Genomic DNA, 15,936 nt, shown 5'->3' with positions numbered 1-15,936 from the left:
ACGTGTGGCTGCGGCCTCCCACAGTTCCGGATCGAGCGCGGCGAGCGCTTCGAGTTGTGTCTCGACTACGAGTGCGGCTCGCTGCTTGAGGCCGTCCGGGGACGGTTCGACCGCAACTGGGCGTGTCCGAACTGCGGCGGCGACCTCCGGATACTCCGGCGGGGCGGCCTCATCGCCGGGTGTGAGGAGTACCCCGACTGCGAGACGGGCTTTGCGATCCCCGACGGACGGGTGATCGGATCGTGTGACTGCAGGCTCCCGCTGTTCGAACGCCCGGACGGGCCGCGATGTCTTGACACGGCCTGTTCGGCCGGCGGGAGCGGGGGCGCGGCGGCGGACGGCAAAGCGGGGACGGATTGATGACCCGACTGCTTCGGCGTCTTGCCCGCCCGCCGAATCCGAGACCGGGGGCGAAGAAGGGAGCAGGAACGAAACGGGACGAACGGCGGACCGCAGCCGATTTAGGCACGGCACCGGTGAGTCCGCGCATGGAAGGCCACCTGACCGACGGGGTCGTCGAGGTCGGCGCGAACGGCCGCGAGCGGTACTACGACTCGCGGGGCTACGGTCGGCCCCGCGGCGAGGGCGTCGGCCTCGCCCCCGTCGAGGCCGCCCACCTCCTGTACCGCGGCGACCTCGACGCGGTCGACGGGGCCGGCCTCGGCGGCTTTCTCGGCGATAACGACGGTGTTGTCGTCCCGTTTCTCGTCTACAAGGATCTCCGCGAGCGGGGTTTTTATGTCTCGCCCGCGCGAGATGGGTGGGTCGAGGGCGCCGACGGTGCGGACTTCGTCGTCCACCCGCGCGGTGACGGCCCGTGGGACGGGACCGTCGAACACCGGGTCCGGGTGGTCGGCGAGCGCGCGTCAGTCGCGCTCGGGTCGCTCGGAGACGTGGTCCTCGCGGTCGTCGACGAGGAGAGCGAGTTGACGTACCTCGAGACCGACCACCCCGACGTCGGGGGCTCGAACGCCGCCGCCGAGTTCTCGAGCGTCGACGGCGACCTGCTCGGCGACCGCGTGATCTGTTGGGATCCACCCGCGGCGCTCTACGAGCGGGGCTTCTACGGACAGCCCCTCGACCGCGAGGGCGACGCCGTCCAACTGTCGTTGCTTGAGGCGGCGTCCCTCGCAGAGCGCGGCGCGCTGTCAGTCGACGGGGGGGCGGACGCCATCAGGGCTCGGGGGCGATCGGCCGAGGGCGACCGGTTCGACCGACGATACACCGTCTACCGGACGCTCCGCGAGCAGGGGGTCGTCCCGAAGACGGGGTTCAAATTCGGGGCCGACTTTCGGACGTACGATACGGTCGAGCACGTCGACGAGATCGGACATTCCGAGTTGCTCGTCCGGGTGCTCCCGGCCGGTGTCGAACGCTCCCCGCGGGAGATCGCCCTCGACGTTCGGCTCGCACACGGCGTCCGAAAGCGGATGATCTTCGCGCTTGTCGGCTCCGGTTCGGTCCGGTGGCTGTCGGTCGGTCGGTTGACGCCCTGAGGAGCCGCTGCCCCGCACCCGCCACGTCGGTCTCGGGGACCAAGCGAATGGTTTTTGCGCGGACCACCCCGACGACCCCCCATGGCAGACGACGGAACCCACGAGAGCGGGGACGCGCCGGCCGTCCGGAGCGATGGCGGAACAGAGGGCGCCGACACCGAATCGTCGGTGACGCTCCGAGCGGACGGCGGAGCCGTCGACGACGTGGCCCTCGACCCGTGGGGCTCCTCGACCGTCGACGACTACCGGAAGCTCTTCGAGGAGTTCGGCATCGAGGCCTTCGAGGACGTGCTACCCCGGGTGCCGTCGCCGCACTACCTGATGCGTCGCGGCGTCATCTTCGGCCACCGCGACTACCGGCCGGTCGCCGACGCGATGATGAACGACGAACCGTTCGCTACCCTCTCCGGGTTCATGCCGACCGGTGATCCCCACATCGGCCACAAACTGGTCTTCGACGAGTTGATCTGGCACCAACGGCAGGGGGCCGACGCCTACGGCCTCATCGCCGACCTGGAAGCCCACGCCGCCCGCGGGCTGTCGTGGGACGAGATCGACGACCACACCGAGAGTTACCTCCTCTCGCTGCTCGCGTTGGGGTTCGACCCCGACGAGGGGACGCTGTACCGCCAGTCGACGAACCGCGAGGTCCAAGATCTCGCCTTCGAGCTTGGGGCGAAAGCGAACGCCTCGGAGCTGGGAGCGATCTACGACTTTGACGGCGAGACCGAGATCTCGTACATGCAGTCGGTGGTCACCCAGATGGCCGACATCCTCTATCCGCAACTCGGGGAGCCGAAACCGACCGTCATCCCCGTCGGCCCCGATCAGGACCCCCACATGCGGCTGGCGCGGGACCTCGCCGGGCGGATGCGATACTTCGGCGTGACCGAGGCCTATGCGAGTTTCGAGTTGGACGGCGGGGAGCACGAACTCGTCGCCGAGGCCTACGAGGCGCTCGCGGCCGAGGCCGACGACCCCGAGTCCGACGTCCGGTGTGCCGACGCCGCCGAGTGGCTCCGCGCGGAGCGCCCGCCGGTGGGGGCGCTCGAGGATGCGATCGAGACGCTGGAGTCGGGCGGCAAGGAACCACTCCGGCCCCGCGTCCGGTTTCTGGATCGCAACGCGACCGAGGAGGCCTTCGAAGCGCTCATCGAAGCCGTCGAGGGCGAAAAGCGGGTGTACGAGGGCCACATCGATAGCTTCGAGCTCTCGCGATCCGAAGCCGAGGAACTGGCTCGCGAGGTCGAGACCGACCACGGCGGCTACGGGTTTCTCCCGCCGTCGTCGATCTATCACCGCTTCATGACCGGCCTAACCGGTGGCAAAATGTCCTCGTCGGTCCCGGCGAGCCACATCAGCCTGCTCGACGACCCCGAGGAGGGCTACGAGAAGGTCAAATCCGCAACCACGGGTGGCCGCGAGACGGCCGAGAAACAGCGCGAGTTGGGCGGGGAGGCCGACGAGTGCCCGGTATACGAACTGTACGCGTACCTGCTGTCGGGCGACGACGACGAGTTCGCGACCCGCGTCTACGAGGAGTGCGTCGGCGGCGAACGCCTCTGTGGCGGCTGCAAGGAGCAGGCTGCGGAACTCATGGCTGACTTTCTCGAAGATCATCAAGAAAAACGCGAGGAAGCAAAGGAACTCCTCGATGATCTCGACATTGAACTTGAGAGCGACCGGCCGTAGTGGACGAGTGGGGAGCGAATAATAACTGCCGCCGAACGCGACGAATGGATATTTAAGTTGAACTAAGATAGCCGTCAGGCGTTTATGCTATCCGCACAGTCATTTAGCTGGATCGACGGCGAGGAGTCCGGTTGAATCTGAACCCGCGAACCGCCCCAAGTAGAAATCGTTGTACGCCGGTGGCAGGACACGGCGGCCGCGCCTACGGTGGGTTGGTCGCGTTATTAAGCAGGTCGGTGTTCTCACTGCCGTAGCCAGCCCGCCACAACTGGTGGACTGCACGTGCGACGAGGACAAGCTCCGTTACTCCGATACAGGACGCTCCGATGTCGCCATCATTGTTCGACGCGTTCGGGGGTGGGTGGTAGTGGCCGTCTCCATCAGGAGCAGTGTACTCGTGGGGGTGAACGTCCCATCGGAGGTTCCGATCCGTATCGTCGCTGTAGTGAACGTTGTAGTCGTCTCGCACCGACCACCGGACGGTGATGGTCGCAGTCGTCGCCTCGCCGATGCCGTCGTCGAGCTGGAGACGTAGTTCGCTGGGACTCACCGAGTCGTCCAGCGATCCACTTGCGAGAGGTTCGAAGCGCTCGAACTCGGAGCGAAAATCGTGGAGAGCACCGGCGTCGATGGCACCTCGCAACGAGTGCGACTCGGAGTCCTCCATCGTGTCAACCGGTGATGCCTGCTGGCTCGCCGCGGTCGCCCGAGCCAGTGTCGTCCTCGACGGCCTCGGTTGCGTCCGCGAGCGCGAGTGCGGCCCGCGCGAGTTTCAGATTCCGACGTGCCGTCTGCCACTCTGTCATCGTCGCCGCGTCTAACTCTGCGTCAGCGATGGCTGCAGCCCGTGGAGATTCCGAACTGGTCTGCTCCTCGAACTCTTGGACGGTTTCGCGAAGCTCTGTGACGCGTGTAGACAGAGTCTCGACGTCGGCCGAATCGAGGATCTGCTGGGCGCGTTCGAGGACGACCGAGCGCGGGGCGCGTTTGTACCACGTTCCGCGCTCGTCCGACGGAGAGACCGCCTCGACGAAGCCGTCTTCGGCGAGGACGTTCAGATGCTTGCGTGCGGTCGTCTCCGAGGTCAGCGCACGCTCGGCAATGGTGGCGACTGACTGGGGATCGTACGTCCGCTTCATCATGGTGCGAACGCGCTCGCCGGGACTGGTGTCCGCCTTCCACTCCTCGGTGACGCGCTCGTTCACGTCGGCGGGCCGGTCGTCGGTCATACGTAGTCTCGTGGACACAAGTATATTAGCCTTGAGATCATTATTCTTGTTTCAGTTGCGTGACCCACCATCGCGTCGGCCCGCCCGGTCTGACGTCCTCACTAGCTACAGTCCACAGTAGGCGGTGAGAACTAGTACTTCGCGCAGCCGATTCACCAGACGCGGATCATCAACTATCGACGGCGTTCAGTTAGTAGTCACAATAGACCGGGACGAATAGTTATAGTAGTCGTGCTTTCGTGTCATAGGTTACTCACCCAACACAGTGACGCGTTCCACGTCGGAACTGCCGGCGAATTCGCGTTCGTACAGACCGGAAAGTGGGCACTCCGGAAAGCCACATCGGATACGGGATCGGTGGATTGGGTGCCGTGAAGTCCGAGAGGGAAACGTGATCACTCACTCATCGCTCAAAACAGTGAGTATTACTCCACCCACTCCGATTGCGGAGTCATATAAAAGGCGCGCGTCGAAACCGGCGACGTCGTCCGCTCCTCACGTCCACTCGCGTCGTCCCTACGCGTCGTCCTCCTCGGGATCGTCGCCGCCGTCGGTCAGCAGTTCGGTTTCCGCGCTTGTCTCCTCATTCAGAAATGATGGGGTTTCCTCGGTTCGCTCCGTCTCGGATCGGTCACGGGGCATGTGGTGATGGCACATGATACAGCTGCGGCTTAGACTGGATATACTTGAACGTTGCCCCGGCGGTCGTCGTCTCCGGCTTCGAACGGTGCGTAGGGGGATCGTCGACCCGGAACGGGAGCCACGGAAGTCCGGGTGGTCGAGGTAATGTACCCACATTTATCGGCACCTGTGTCGACAGCGGAGGTATGCCTTCCCTCGAAGTGGACCGCGAACAGTGGTCGACGCGTGCGGGGTTCGTGCTCGCGGCGGTCGGCAGCGCCGTCGGGCTCGGGAACATCTGGCGGTTCCCGTTCGTGACGGGTGAAGGCGGCGGAGCCGGGTTCCTCATCGTGTACCTGCTTTTCGTCGCCTCGGTCGGGCTGCCCGCGATCCTCATCGAGTTCGTCGTCGGCCGACGGACCAGAAGCAACCCGGTCGGGGCGTTCAACCGGATCGGGGGCGGAATCTGGCGGTACGTCGGATGGGTATTCGTCGTGACGACGTTCGTCATCATGTCGTACTACAGCGTCGTCGCAGGGTGGACGATCCGTTATACGATCCTCGGGGTGGGTGAGGGCTACGCCGCCGATCCGGGGGCCGCAGGCGAGCAGTTCCTGACGTTGGCCCAAGGCGTCGAGGCGATGGCGTTTCACGCGCTCTTTTTGCTCGTCATCGTCGCTATCGTCGGGTTGGGCATCCGCCGCGGCATCGAGTTGGCGGTGAAGGTCATGGTTCCTGCGATCGTCCTCATCGTGGCCGGCCTTGCCGTCTGGGCGGCGACGCTCGATGGCGCGGGCGCGGCGTACGCTTACTACCTCTCGCCGGACTTCGGCACGCTCGCCGCCAACTGGACGTCAATCCTCCCCGCGGCGGCGGGGCAGGCCTTCTACACGCTCTCGCTCGGGTTCGGTATCATGATCACCTACGCCTCCTACCTCGGCGAGGACCGAAACCTGGTCGAAGACGCGGCGATCATCATCGGCTTCGACACCGCCATCGCGCTTGCCGTCGGGTTGGTCGTCTTTCCGATCCTCTTTACTGCGGGGATCGACCCGGGCGATCCAGGCGTCGGCGCGATCTTTATTACGCTCGCGGCGGCCTTCGGCGAACTCGCGGCTGGCGGCCTCATCGGCACGGTGTTCTTTCTCACCGTCGCCGTCGCCGCGCTGTCGAGCGCGATCAGCCTGACCGAGGTCGTCGTCGCCTACGCGATCGACGAACGCGGGATGGGCCGGTTGCGTGCGACGGCGCTCGTCTGTGCCGCGCTCTTCATCCTCGGACTCGGGCCGGCCTACGACATCGTGTTGCTCGAACTGTACGACGGGTTCGCCGACGGGGTGTTGCTCCTCCTCGGCGGGCTCCTCGTGACGGCCTACGTTGCCTGGGGGTGGTCCGAGGAGGCGATCGAAGAGCTCGAGAAAGGGATCGGCAGCCTCGGCCGCCTCGGTAGCTACTGGATATGGCTGGCCCGCGTGCCGGTGCTCGTCGTGATTGCCGTTTCGCTCGCGCTCGGGGTCGTGGAGTACGTCGGATTTATTCAGGGATCGTTCCTTCCGTGGCTGCGGGGCTCATAGGAGGTCGAAGACACGGCCGCCGTCGAAACGGCCGTCCCGATCAGGCCACGCCGGGATCGGAGCGACGCACCGCGCCCGTGATCAGGTATACCAACGGCGTATCGAGGAGCGCGATCAGCAACTTGAGGAGGTACTGGCCGATCATCAGCGACACCACGGCCGCAGTCGGGAGTTGCGGGCCGATTCCGAACGCGGTCGGCATCGCCCAGAAGGCGATACCGACGAAGAGGACGGTGTCGAGCAGCTGGCTCGTTCCCGTCGAGGCGATGTTCCGGAGCCACAGATACCGACCGTCGGTTCGTCGTTTGATCGCGTCGAAGACGATTACGTCGTAGTTCTGGCTGACGACGTATGCGAGTAAGCTTCCGGCGACGATGTTCGTCGAAGCGCCGAGCACCTCGGCGAAGGTGCCGGCGAACTCCGGATCCGCCGCCGGCGCGAGGATCGTACTCCAGACCAACGCGAGCACGAGAAAGTTCATCGCGAAGGCGGCGTTGACGAGTACCTGGGCGGCCCGTCGTCCGTAGAGTTCGGTGTAGCAATCGGAGGCCAAAAACGTCAACGCGTACGCCAGCGCCGCGCCCGGCAGCGCCAACTCGGCCCCCGTCAGCGGGAGCGCAACGGGGAGTTCGAACGCCAACACCTTCGCAGCCGTCAGTTGTGCCGTCGCGAGCGAGGCGACGAAGATCGCCGCGAGGACGACCGCACCCGCGGGCGGGGCGGGGCGGGCAGTGGCGGTCGCAGCCGGTCTACTCATCGTCGTCCTCAAGACGGTCGTGGCGGGCGTCGATGTCGTCGAGCAGATCAAGCGTCTTGCGGATCGACGCCCGAACGGCGTCGCTTCGGTTGACGAACTTTCCGTCGTCGCCGACGTGTTCGTCGAGATCGGACAACAACTCCGATGGGATCTCCACGCTTATTTTGGGCATACTCGAGTCATACTCGAAGAATACTCATTAGTATCACGGTCCGGACGTCCCGATCTGAAACAATTCGACAAGCAGGGCCCGATGCGGACGCCTTCCGGGAACCGATCAGTCGACCGGCGAAAGGACCCCGACCAACGAAGGGAGCCTTTCAAGTCGGACCGTGCGATACGTCGGTGTATGAACCCTGGGGACCGCGTCCGTGTCGATCGCACCGGGACCACCTACGAGGGGGTCCTGTTGCCCTCGACGACGGCGGAGGAACTCGTCGTCAAACTCGACGGCGGCTACAACGTCGGGATCGACCGGAGCGACGCGAGCGTCGACGTACTGGAGCAGGACACCTACGACATCGAGTCGGGCGGCGACGCCGACGGGCGCTCGGAGATCACCTTCGAGGAGAACCTCCCGACAGTGGCGCTCATCTCAACGGGCGGCACCATCGCCTCGACGGTGGATTACCGGACCGGCGCGGTCACCGCCCAGTTCGACGCCGAGGACGTGTTGCGTGCCGTCCCGGAACTCGCCGGGCGAGCGAACTACCGCGGACGCGTCGTGGCGAACATTCTTTCGGAGAACATGACGCCGGCGGTGTGGACGGAGTTGGCCGAGGCGGTCCACGAGGAGATCGAGGCGGGTGCCGACGGCGTCGTCGTGATGCACGGCACCGACACGATGCAGTACACCGCCGCCGCGCTGTCGTTCGCCCTCGAGACGCCCGTCCCGGTCGTGTTGACCGGCAGCCAACGCTCCGCTGACCGACCCTCTTCGGACAATGTGATGAACGCCGTCTGTGCGGTCGAGGCCGCGACCGCGGATCACGCCGAGACGCTCGTCTGCATGCACGAATCCGAATCCGACGGGGCGTGTGCGCTGCACCGCGGCACCCGCGTCCGAAAGAATCACACCTCCAGGCGGGACGCCTTCGGGACCGTCGGGGCCGAACCGATCGGGCGCGTCGAGTGGGACACCGGCGAGGTCTCTTTCCGGCGACCCGTCGCCGAACGCGGCGCGGACGATCTCCGGCTCGCGCCCGCCCTCGACACCGACGTCGAACTGATCAAGTTCGTCCCCGGGTCCGATCCGGCTCGACTCGACCTCGCCGAGGGGGCATCGGGTCTCGTGATCGAGGGGACCGGACTGGGCCACGTCAACACCGAGTGGATCGACCGGATCGGGGCGTTGGTCGAGGACGGCACGACGGTGGTGATGACAAGTCAGTGCATCGAGGGGCGGGTCTGCGACCGCGTCTACGACACCGGGCGAGACCTCCTCGACGCCGGCGTCGTCGAGGCCGGCGACACGCTACCCGAGACGGCCTACGTCAAGCTGATGTGGGCACTCGAGAACGTCGAGAGCGTCGAAGAGACGATGCGACGGCCGATCGCCGGGGAGCTACAGGAACGGTCGGTCCCCTGGACCTGAGTGTCGGCGCTCGGAAACGAGTGGCAGTCCGAAGCGGGAGCCTCGCCGCGAGACCTATCCCGATCCGATCACGACGACCTCGCGCACGTCGAGGGCCGTCTCGAACTCGGCGCGGCGATCGAGGTTGCCGCCGAGTTGTTTGAGATGTTCGCCGTGGACGCGCCGCAACGCCTTCCACTCGCGGCGCTCGAGGTCGAGTTCCGCGCCGAGGTCGGCCCAGTGGCCCTCCTCAACGAGGAACACCGCGCCGTCGTCGTCCTCGTGGACGCACTCGTAACGGCGCTCGTAGCGATCTCGGCGGGTGACGAGCAGGTCTTGGGCCCGGTCGACGAGTTCGGGCAGGCGATCGCCCGAAACGGACGCCTTCGCCGCCGCAAGCACGATCGCGTTACCGTTGAGTGTACTATCCGACACGTCACCCACCGGCGCGCATCGCCTTCTGGGCAAACCGTTCGATAAGCGGGTCGAGCGTCTCGACCTCGCCCTCGAAGCGGATCTCGACCTCGGTAAGCGTGATCGATCCCATCGGGTTTACTTTCCGCTCGGAGAGAGCCGCCGACCAGTCGTCACCCTCGATCAGATCACTGGTCTCGTCGGGGCGTTCGCCACCGAGCCCCTCGAGATACTTGATCGCCAATCGCTTGGAGATCCCGCGGAACTCGCGTGTGTCCTCCATTTATCCCCCCGCGACCGGCGGAAAAACACTGAGCGTGTCGCCATCCGTCATGTCGGTGTCGGTCCCCTCGATGTGGACGACCTCCCGGCCGTTCTTCAGGACGCTCAACTGCGGTTTAATATCACCCGACTCGTCAAGGATGTCACCGGCGAGTTCGGGAAATTCCGACTCTAGTGCGGCGAGAACGTCGCCGACGGTCGTGTCGGTCCCGAACTCACGGTTGATCGATTTCTGTCCGACCGCCGCCCGGAAGGTGGCGAAAAACCGGAGTTCGAGGGTGGTCGCTTCGGCGTCGGTGTCGGCGTTAGCACGTGCGTCGCTCATAGGTCTGAGAGTCTGATCCCGTCCTCAACGAGGCGGGCGTTGCGTTCACGGTCGAGTTGGGTGGCGAGCCACCCGTTGTCGTACAGTTGTTCGATCAGGTCCGCATAGAGGTTTCGCCAGGCGATGGCGAAGATGGGCGACTGTCCCCAGGCGCGGAGTTCGGGAATGAAAGCGTGGAACCGCTCGACGCGGTCTTCGAAGTGCTCGATGATATCGAGGATCCGGGCGGCGGCCTCGCCGTCGTCGTCGGCCGTCTCGATCGCAGTCTGCACTCGGGTGTTGTAGCCCTCCACAGCGCGTTGCATGTCTTGGCGTGCGCCGGCGTCGTCCTCGGGCAGGGAGTCGAGGAGTGGCTTCGGGACGCCAAGTTGGATCTCGTCCATACCCAACGGTGGCGCGCCACGAATAAAAAGCTGGCCGGGTGTGTCAGCGTTCCGCACAGTGTCGGACATCGACAGCGACACCCCGTGAGCCCTCGGCCATGGCGCGGCCGTGGGAGGCCGCGCGGCCGATGCCGAACGCCTTCGGCCCCTCGAAGACGACCTCGTCACCCGGCCGGATCGTGTCGTCTGCGTCGAGCACGCCCGGCGCGAGGACGCTTCCGCTGGGCACGAACCCGTCGATGTCGACGCGTTTCGTCGGAGCGTCGCTGTCGGTCCATGCCCGCGCACCGGGAAGCGTCAGCGACAGCGTGCCGTACTGAGGGACCATCGTTGCCAGGTGCTCGCTGTCGGCGTCCCGGACCCGCAGCTTGGGGTAATACCCTTCCGTTGTCGCATCGGGGCCGAACACCGTCTCGCCCGCGCCGTCGCCGAACTGGAAGTCCGCGATCGCTCGCACCGTTGCGAGTTCGCGATCACGTTTGTAGTAGGCTGCCTCGCCGTCGAGAGCGTCCCCGAGGGCGGCGAGCGACTCGTCGGTCGTCGGGTGCCCCGACGCGGTGTACTCGAAGTCGATCCCGAGCGACGCCTCGACGCGCTCGCAGATCTCACGGTAGTCGTCCGGGACGTGGGCGATGTGGCGGTCATAGTCGGCGCGTTCGAGGTAGCGCTCAAGCACCGTCGCAACGAATTCGATCTCCGTGTCGGTCCACTCGCCAGTCACGACGCTATCGTAGTGTTGGGCCGGGTAGGTCGTCTCGAGTTCGTTCGGGACGACGCCGATCGGCGACGTCATCGAGACCATATGCCCCCGGTACCCGATCGCGCGGGCGAACTGCTCGTGGCTCTGGGACTCGCTGTAGGGTTTCCGCGCCGAGCAGGGTAACAGCACAAGCGGCGCGTCGAGACGGCGGCGATACCGGCTTGTCACCCGTTCGGCGAAGCGCTGGATCTCGGGGCGGCGGAGCGCGTCATCCGTCGCCGCCAACAGTTCGTTGCGCCGAAAGACCGGTGTCCGTTCCTCGAGATAGCCGTACTGCTGGTCGAGGCGGCGGAGCGTCGCAGTCAGCCACGCTTCGTGACGAGCCTGCCCCTCGATGTAATCGCGAAGGCGGCCCTCGCCGATCCGGCCCCTGACGCGGGCGAGTTCGGCCGCGAGCGCATTGGCGTTGTGTTCGGCGCAGTCCGTCCGGTCGAACGACTCGATCGATCTCCGACAGGCCAGGCAGGGACACGGCAGCTCGTCGAGATCCTCGAGGAACGCTTCGCCGTCGGTCGTGAGGTAGAACCCCTCGAGACCCCGGGCTCGGGCGCGTTTCTCATCGACGAGGTCGACACCGGCGTACGCGAGCGTGGCGACGTTGGCGGGGGTCGCGGCCGCGGGACAGTACAGCGCGGTGTCGTCGGGAACCGACTCCCGGACCGACAACAGCGCCTCGACGAACGCCTCGGCGTGGCCGACGTAGCCGCCAGCGTTCGAAAGCACGTACGCGTCGGCCCCGTAGTCGTCGGCCGTCGTGGGCGAAACGACCGAGGCGCTTGGGAACTCGGTGTCGGGGTACGCAACGCCGAAGGCGTCCTCGACAGGTTGTTCGGTTCCGGGGGGGAGCGCCCGGTGGGGCAGGATCGTCAGGGCGGACTCCTCGCCTGTCGGGGCGGGCTGGTCGGCGTGCCAGCGGCTCCCACCGTCCTCGACGATGTCACCGACGAGGGCGGGCGTCGGGAGGGACTCAGAGAGCCGCAACTCCCCCCGGCGGGCCGCGCCGTCGCGGCCGTGAACCTCGAAATGCTCGGTCATGCCAGTCCGTCCTCGCTGAGGCGGTAACTGTTCGTCGGTTCCGCCCGCGGCGGCGTCACGGTGACTCGGACGCCTCGGGGGTGCTGTCTATCAGCTCACGGACGCTGCCGCAGCACAGATCCCCGGCCGAACACCACTACGGTAGACCCCCGGTTGAGTGTCGGCAAACACGGTGGCAGACACTCGCCGCGTGTCCGCAACGGCCACAGATGCGACGGGAAGCGAACTGAGATCGCCGAACCCTTTTATTCGAAAGCGACCAATAAATAGTCGTGTCGAGATCGGACGACCACCGTCGGTACTTCCCCTACGAGGAACCCTACGACCACCAAACCGACGCGATGGGGCGAATCCGGGAGGCGCTCGTCGAGGAGCGGGACGTGCTCTTCGAGGGCGCCTGTGGGACCGGTAAGACGCTCGCTTCCCTGGTGCCAGCCCTCGAGTACGGATCGGCGGCGGGCAAGACAGTCGTCATTACCACCAACGTCCACCAACAGACACGGCAGTTCATCGAGGAGGCCCGCGCGATCGCCGAGACTGAGCCGATCAGAGCCGTCGTCTTTCGTGGGAAGGCCTCGATGTGTCACATCGACGTGGGTTACGAGGAGTGCCAGGCACTTCGGGACACGACTCGGGAGTTGGTGGACAAAGAGCGCGACATCGCCGAACTCGAGGAGCGGGAGGGGGAGCTCCTCGACGCGAGTCGCGAGGGAAGCGAGAAGGCGGCCGATGCGCGCGGGACGGTGCTCTCGGAACTCGATGAGTTAGAGACCGGCGCCGAGGCCATCCGTGAGGGGGAGAACATCTGCGAGCGCTACTACAACAACCTCACCGCCGACACCGACGCGTTCTACGGGTGGCTCTACGAGGACGTCCGGACGCCTGACGAGATCTACGAGTACGCCGACAGCCGGGACCTCTGTGGGTACGAACTGCTGAAAGAGGGGATGGAGGGCGTCGACCTCGTGGTGTGTAACTACCACCATCTGCTCGATCCGATGATCCGCGAGCAGTTCTTCCGGTGGATCGGACGCGACCCCGAGGACATCGTCGTCATCTTCGATGAGGCTCACAACGTCGCGGATTCCGCCCGCGATCACGCGACGCGAACGCTCGCCGAACGAACCCTCGAGGGTGCGCTCGACGAACTCAAGGGGGTCGAAGACGCCCGGGCGGAGCCGGCGGCGAACGTCGTCGGGGCGTTTCATGCGGCCCTCGTCGAGACCTACGAGGACTCCTTCGGGTTCGGGGACCGGGAGTCGGTCGGCGAGGAGTGGACTGACGTGGCGATCGACAACGAAACCGGGCGCGACGACCTTTCGGTTGCATTCCTGCGGAACTACACCGGACAAGGGTTCGGGGCCGACCTAGAGGCGGCGCTCGCGCTCGGGGAGGAACTCGACAGACGCTACGAGCGGGCCTACAAGGAAGGCGAGACGACGAGCCGCAAGGACTGTCCGACGCTGACCGCGGCGGGCTTTATCGAGCGCTGGATGGAATCGAGCGTCGAGCCCGGACAGTACCCGGTCGCCGGCGTCCGGCGGACCGAAACCGGCGTCGTCGGGCGAGCAGAGCTGTACACCTGCCTACCGAGACAGGTCACCGAGCCGCTGTTCGAGGAGCTCCACGCGGCGATCCTGATGAGCGCGACACTTCGCCCCTTTGCGGTCACGGAGGACGTGCTGGGCCTCGACGACCCGCTCACGATGGCCTACGGCGAGCAGTTCCCCGAGTCGCGGCGGCGTACCTACGCCGTCGAGACGCCCGCGCTGTTCGCGAGCCAGCGCGACGACCCCGCGGTCCAGCGGTCCGTCGGCGAGGTCGTCGAGGACACGGTCCGGTTCACCCCCGGAAACACGCTGGCGTTCTTTCCGAGTTACGCCGAGGCGGAGCGGTACTACCACCGCTTTTCCGGCGAGTCGACCCCCTTCCTCGACGAGCCGGGGACGCGCGCCGAGGAGCTCCGTCAGGAGTTCGTCGCGACCGACGACGGCGTGTTGTTCACCTCGCTTTGGGGGACGCTCGCGGAGGGCGTCAGCTTCGACGACGACGACGCGCGGAGCGTGATCGTCGTCGGGGTGCCGTACCCCCATCTCGACGACCGAATGAAGGCCGTCGAGCAGGCCTACGAGGGGGCCTTCGGTGACGGCGACGGGGCAGCGGGGTGGCGATACGCCGTCGAGATTCCGACCGTCCGGAAGACGCGACAGGCGCTCGGGCGGGTCGTCCGCTCGCCGGAGGACTTCGGGGTCCGCGTGCTGGTCGACGAGCGCTACACCGGCTCAAAACGCTCCGAATTGGGCGAGTACAGCGTCTACCCAAGCTTCCCGCCGGAGGAACGAAGCGAACACATAGACATCGAGCCGGAAAAGTTGAAGTTCGCGCTGTTGAACTTCTACGCGGACATGGACGCCTGGGGGGGTGAGTCGCCGAACCCATGAGCCCGAATCTCGAACCGCGGGCGGAGAAGCGCCGGACCAGAGACGGGAGCGGCCCCCGGTGGGAGGTCATTCGGAGCGACGTGCTCGAGCGCGACGGATACGCCTGTCAGCGCTGTGGGTACGAGGAGGGCCCGGGGAATCCGGACCGGGAGCTCGAAGTTCACAACACCGCGGCGCTCGGGTCGCCGTCACTCGGAGACCTCGACGAACTAGTGACGCTGTGTCGTCCCTGCCACGCGACGCTGCACGGCGACGACCCCGCCTACGGCGATCTCGGCGACGACGCGCCGATGTTCCCACGCCCCGATGCCCCACCCGAGGTGGCGACGATGCGCTCGGAGCGACAACACGTCTGCGAGCGGTGTCAGCTGATCGCCGACGAGGCCGACGAACTCGCCGCCTACGCCGCGGCGGATCGGCCGCACGTCCTTTGTAAGCCCTGCGCCGGCGCGTTGCTCGAGGTCGGATACGACCCGGCGGCGTTCGAGACCGCCGGCCGACTCGACGTGGAGGCGTTGCAAACGCGGGCGAGCGAGGCGCCGGTGCGGCCCTCGCTCTTGGCCACGGGGCCGGTTCGAGCGACCCGACCGCCCGAGACAGCGACCGAGCGGTTCATCTACGACACCCCGATCCGGTACGTCACCAACCCGATCGGTGTCACTGTGCTGTTCATGATTTTGGGCGTGTTCGCGTCCTTTTATCTGCTCTGACCCCCGTCATGTCCCGGGGGCGACAGACTGGAGGCTAGCTGAGACTCGCCCGCGCCGGGGGGTTCGAGCCGCAGTTTAAACGGGGTACTCGGCGTCGGGGTCGACGATCCGGTCGGCCTCCGACGGCATCCGCCAGCCGGTCGCAAGTTCGAGAAACTGCACCAACATCCGGCCGGTCGCCCCCCAAACGGTGTAGCCGTCGACCCGGAAGTAGTGGATCCGGATGTCGCCGTAGAAGGAATGTTCGCGGCGCTCGGACTCGTAGTTGTCGAGCTCGGTGAGCTCGGCGACGGGTAACACCGCGATCTCCGCGACTTCGCCCTCGTAGGGGATGTACTCGCGGTCGGGGACCCGAGCGACGAACGGGCGGACCGAGTAGTTCGACACGGTCGGGATGTCGTCGAGGCGTCCAACGATTTCGGCGGCGTCGGGAGCGAGGCCGACCTCCTCGAAGGCCTCACGTTTGGCCGTGGCTTCGAGCGTCTCGTCTTCGGGTTCACGTCCACCACCCGGAAAGCTCATCTGGCCGGGGTGTTCGCCGAGATGGTCGGCGCGTTTCGTAAAGAGCAGGTGGGCGCCGTCGGGACGCGAGATGACCGGCACGAGGACCGCAGCCTCCCGGTCCCCCTCGACCGCCTCGACCG

At 66.2% G+C, this 15,936-nt stretch carries 17 protein-coding genes and 1 pseudogene; 7 read left to right on the top strand and 11 right to left on the bottom strand.

The features are described from left to right. The 3 genes and pseudogenes from ACI944_RS04705 to ACI944_RS04695 form a co-directional block, all read left to right on the top strand. Positions 1 to 360: pseudogene (locus ACI944_RS04705) on the top strand (DUF91 domain-containing protein); the annotation flags it as partial. A gap of 128 nt (positions 361 to 488) precedes the next feature. After that, positions 489 to 1,496 (top strand): tRNA-intron lyase, encoded by a 1,008-nt coding sequence (endA, locus tag ACI944_RS04700; protein ID WP_411717909.1) that lies wholly within the window; start codon positions 489 to 491, stop codon positions 1,494 to 1,496. Between the two features lie 81 nt (positions 1,497 to 1,577). Beyond that, on the top strand, positions 1,578 to 3,188 hold the full coding sequence (locus ACI944_RS04695; protein WP_411717908.1) for a tryptophan--tRNA ligase: 1,611 nt from the start codon (positions 1,578 to 1,580) through the stop codon (positions 3,186 to 3,188). A 202-nt stretch (positions 3,189 to 3,390) separates the two neighbouring features. Here ACI944_RS04695 and ACI944_RS04690 read toward each other — a convergent pair whose 3' ends face one another. The 3 genes from ACI944_RS04690 to ACI944_RS04680 form a co-directional block, all read right to left on the bottom strand. Then, a complete protein-coding gene (locus ACI944_RS04690; protein ID WP_411717907.1) occupies positions 3,391 to 3,855 on the bottom strand; it encodes a hypothetical protein in 465 nt (154 codons plus the stop codon). Positions 3,856 to 3,859: 4 nt separating this feature from the next. Further along, positions 3,860 to 4,417: a hypothetical protein gene (locus tag ACI944_RS04685; RefSeq protein WP_411717906.1), complete on the bottom strand. Its 558-nt coding sequence runs from the start codon at positions 4,415 to 4,417 to the stop codon at positions 3,860 to 3,862. Positions 4,418 to 4,933: 516 nt separating this feature from the next. Continuing rightward, positions 4,934 to 5,059 carry a hypothetical protein gene (locus ACI944_RS04680; protein ID WP_411717905.1) on the bottom strand — a complete coding sequence of 42 codons (126 nt, stop codon included), beginning with the start codon at positions 5,057 to 5,059 and terminating at the stop codon, positions 4,934 to 4,936. Between the two features lie 185 nt (positions 5,060 to 5,244). On the opposite strand from ACI944_RS04680, the gene ACI944_RS04675 reads away from it, so the two are divergent. Beyond that, positions 5,245 to 6,612: a sodium-dependent transporter gene (locus ACI944_RS04675; protein ID WP_411717904.1), complete on the top strand. Its 1,368-nt coding sequence runs from the start codon at positions 5,245 to 5,247 to the stop codon at positions 6,610 to 6,612. 40 nt (positions 6,613 to 6,652) lie between these two features. Here ACI944_RS04675 and ACI944_RS04670 read toward each other — a convergent pair whose 3' ends face one another. Both ACI944_RS04670 and ACI944_RS04665 read right to left on the bottom strand, forming a co-directional pair. Further along, positions 6,653 to 7,369, bottom strand: coding sequence for a queuosine precursor transporter (locus ACI944_RS04670; protein WP_411717903.1), 717 nt, complete (start codon positions 7,367 to 7,369; stop codon positions 6,653 to 6,655). Next, positions 7,362 to 7,541, bottom strand: coding sequence for a ribbon-helix-helix domain-containing protein (locus ACI944_RS04665; RefSeq protein ID WP_411717902.1), 180 nt, complete (start codon positions 7,539 to 7,541; stop codon positions 7,362 to 7,364). Before ACI944_RS04665 ends, ACI944_RS04670 begins: the two co-directional genes overlap by 8 nt. A 177-nt stretch (positions 7,542 to 7,718) precedes the next feature. Here ACI944_RS04665 and gatD point away from each other — a divergent pair, with 177 nt between their 5' ends. Continuing rightward, a complete protein-coding gene (gene gatD, locus ACI944_RS04660; RefSeq protein ID WP_411717901.1) occupies positions 7,719 to 8,963 on the top strand; it encodes a Glu-tRNA(Gln) amidotransferase subunit GatD in 1,245 nt (414 codons plus the stop codon). 54 nt (positions 8,964 to 9,017) lie between these two features. Here the strand turns inward: gatD and ACI944_RS04655 are convergent, their stop codons facing one another. The 5 genes from ACI944_RS04655 to arcS are packed head-to-tail and all read right to left on the bottom strand — an operon-like array spanning position 9,018 to position 12,141. Then, positions 9,018 to 9,377, bottom strand: a complete 360-nt coding sequence (locus ACI944_RS04655) for a hypothetical protein (protein WP_411717900.1) — start codon at positions 9,375 to 9,377, stop codon at positions 9,018 to 9,020. Between the two features lies 1 nt (position 9,378). Next, positions 9,379 to 9,639 (bottom strand): hypothetical protein, encoded by a 261-nt coding sequence (locus ACI944_RS04650; RefSeq protein ID WP_411717899.1) that lies wholly within the window; start codon positions 9,637 to 9,639, stop codon positions 9,379 to 9,381. Further along, positions 9,640 to 9,963, bottom strand: coding sequence for a ubiquitin-like small modifier protein 1 (locus ACI944_RS04645; RefSeq protein ID WP_411717898.1), 324 nt, complete (start codon positions 9,961 to 9,963; stop codon positions 9,640 to 9,642). Continuing rightward, positions 9,960 to 10,346 carry a hypothetical protein gene (locus ACI944_RS04640; RefSeq protein ID WP_411717897.1) on the bottom strand — a complete coding sequence of 129 codons (387 nt, stop codon included), beginning with the start codon at positions 10,344 to 10,346 and terminating at the stop codon, positions 9,960 to 9,962. The genes ACI944_RS04645 and ACI944_RS04640 overlap by 4 nt, the downstream gene beginning before the upstream one ends. A gap of 43 nt (positions 10,347 to 10,389) precedes the next feature. Continuing rightward, the gene (gene arcS, locus ACI944_RS04635; protein WP_411717896.1) at positions 10,390 to 12,141 is read right to left on the bottom strand and encodes an archaeosine synthase subunit alpha; all 1,752 of its coding nucleotides are present in this window, start codon (positions 12,139 to 12,141) and stop codon (positions 10,390 to 10,392) included. A gap of 272 nt (positions 12,142 to 12,413) precedes the next feature. Between arcS and ACI944_RS04630 the strand changes: the two genes are divergently transcribed. Both ACI944_RS04630 and ACI944_RS04625 read left to right on the top strand, forming a co-directional pair. After that, a complete protein-coding gene (locus ACI944_RS04630) occupies positions 12,414 to 14,582 on the top strand; it encodes an ATP-dependent DNA helicase (RefSeq protein ID WP_411717895.1) in 2,169 nt (722 codons plus the stop codon). Then, on the top strand, positions 14,579 to 15,292 hold the full coding sequence (locus tag ACI944_RS04625; RefSeq protein WP_411717894.1) for an HNH endonuclease: 714 nt from the start codon (positions 14,579 to 14,581) through the stop codon (positions 15,290 to 15,292). Before ACI944_RS04630 ends, ACI944_RS04625 begins: the two co-directional genes overlap by 4 nt. A gap of 75 nt (positions 15,293 to 15,367) precedes the next feature. Here the strand turns inward: ACI944_RS04625 and ACI944_RS04620 are convergent. Next, positions 15,368 to 15,936, bottom strand: a 569-nt coding sequence (locus ACI944_RS04620; protein ID WP_411717893.1) for an NUDIX hydrolase, incomplete at its 5' end; no start/stop codon positions are given.

Source organism: Natronomonas sp. (assembly GCF_046710025.1).
GTDB lineage: Archaea > Halobacteriota > Halobacteria > Halobacteriales > Haloarculaceae > Natronomonas.
This window is presented reverse-complemented; position numbering and strand designations above follow the sequence as displayed.

Bases quoted from the DNA above. Each gene is read 5' to 3' on its own strand.
- ACI944_RS04675 (WP_411717904.1), top strand. From the start codon at position 5,245: ATGCCTTCCCTCGAAGTGGACCGCGAACAGTGGTCGACGCGTGCGGGG.
- ACI944_RS04665 (WP_411717902.1), bottom strand. From the start codon at position 7,541: ATGCCCAAAATAAGCGTGGAGATCCCATCGGAGTTGTTGTCCGATCTC.
- ACI944_RS04690 (WP_411717907.1), bottom strand. From the start codon at position 3,855: ATGGAGGACTCCGAGTCGCACTCGTTGCGAGGTGCCATCGACGCCGGT.
- endA (WP_411717909.1), top strand. From the start codon at position 489: ATGGAAGGCCACCTGACCGACGGGGTCGTCGAGGTCGGCGCGAACGGC.
- arcS (WP_411717896.1), bottom strand. From the start codon at position 12,141: ATGACCGAGCATTTCGAGGTTCACGGCCGCGACGGCGCGGCCCGCCGG.
- ACI944_RS04650 (WP_411717899.1), bottom strand. From the start codon at position 9,639: ATGGAGGACACACGCGAGTTCCGCGGGATCTCCAAGCGATTGGCGATC.
- ACI944_RS04625 (WP_411717894.1), top strand. From the start codon at position 14,579: ATGAGCCCGAATCTCGAACCGCGGGCGGAGAAGCGCCGGACCAGAGAC.
- ACI944_RS04695 (WP_411717908.1), top strand. From the start codon at position 1,578: ATGGCAGACGACGGAACCCACGAGAGCGGGGACGCGCCGGCCGTCCGG.
- gatD (WP_411717901.1), top strand. From the start codon at position 7,719: ATGAACCCTGGGGACCGCGTCCGTGTCGATCGCACCGGGACCACCTAC.
- ACI944_RS04640 (WP_411717897.1), bottom strand. From the start codon at position 10,346: ATGGACGAGATCCAACTTGGCGTCCCGAAGCCACTCCTCGACTCCCTG.
- ACI944_RS04680 (WP_411717905.1), bottom strand. From the start codon at position 5,059: ATGCCCCGTGACCGATCCGAGACGGAGCGAACCGAGGAAACCCCATCA.
- ACI944_RS04670 (WP_411717903.1), bottom strand. From the start codon at position 7,369: ATGAGTAGACCGGCTGCGACCGCCACTGCCCGCCCCGCCCCGCCCGCG.
- ACI944_RS04685 (WP_411717906.1), bottom strand. From the start codon at position 4,417: ATGACCGACGACCGGCCCGCCGACGTGAACGAGCGCGTCACCGAGGAG.
- ACI944_RS04645 (WP_411717898.1), bottom strand. From the start codon at position 9,963: ATGAGCGACGCACGTGCTAACGCCGACACCGACGCCGAAGCGACCACC.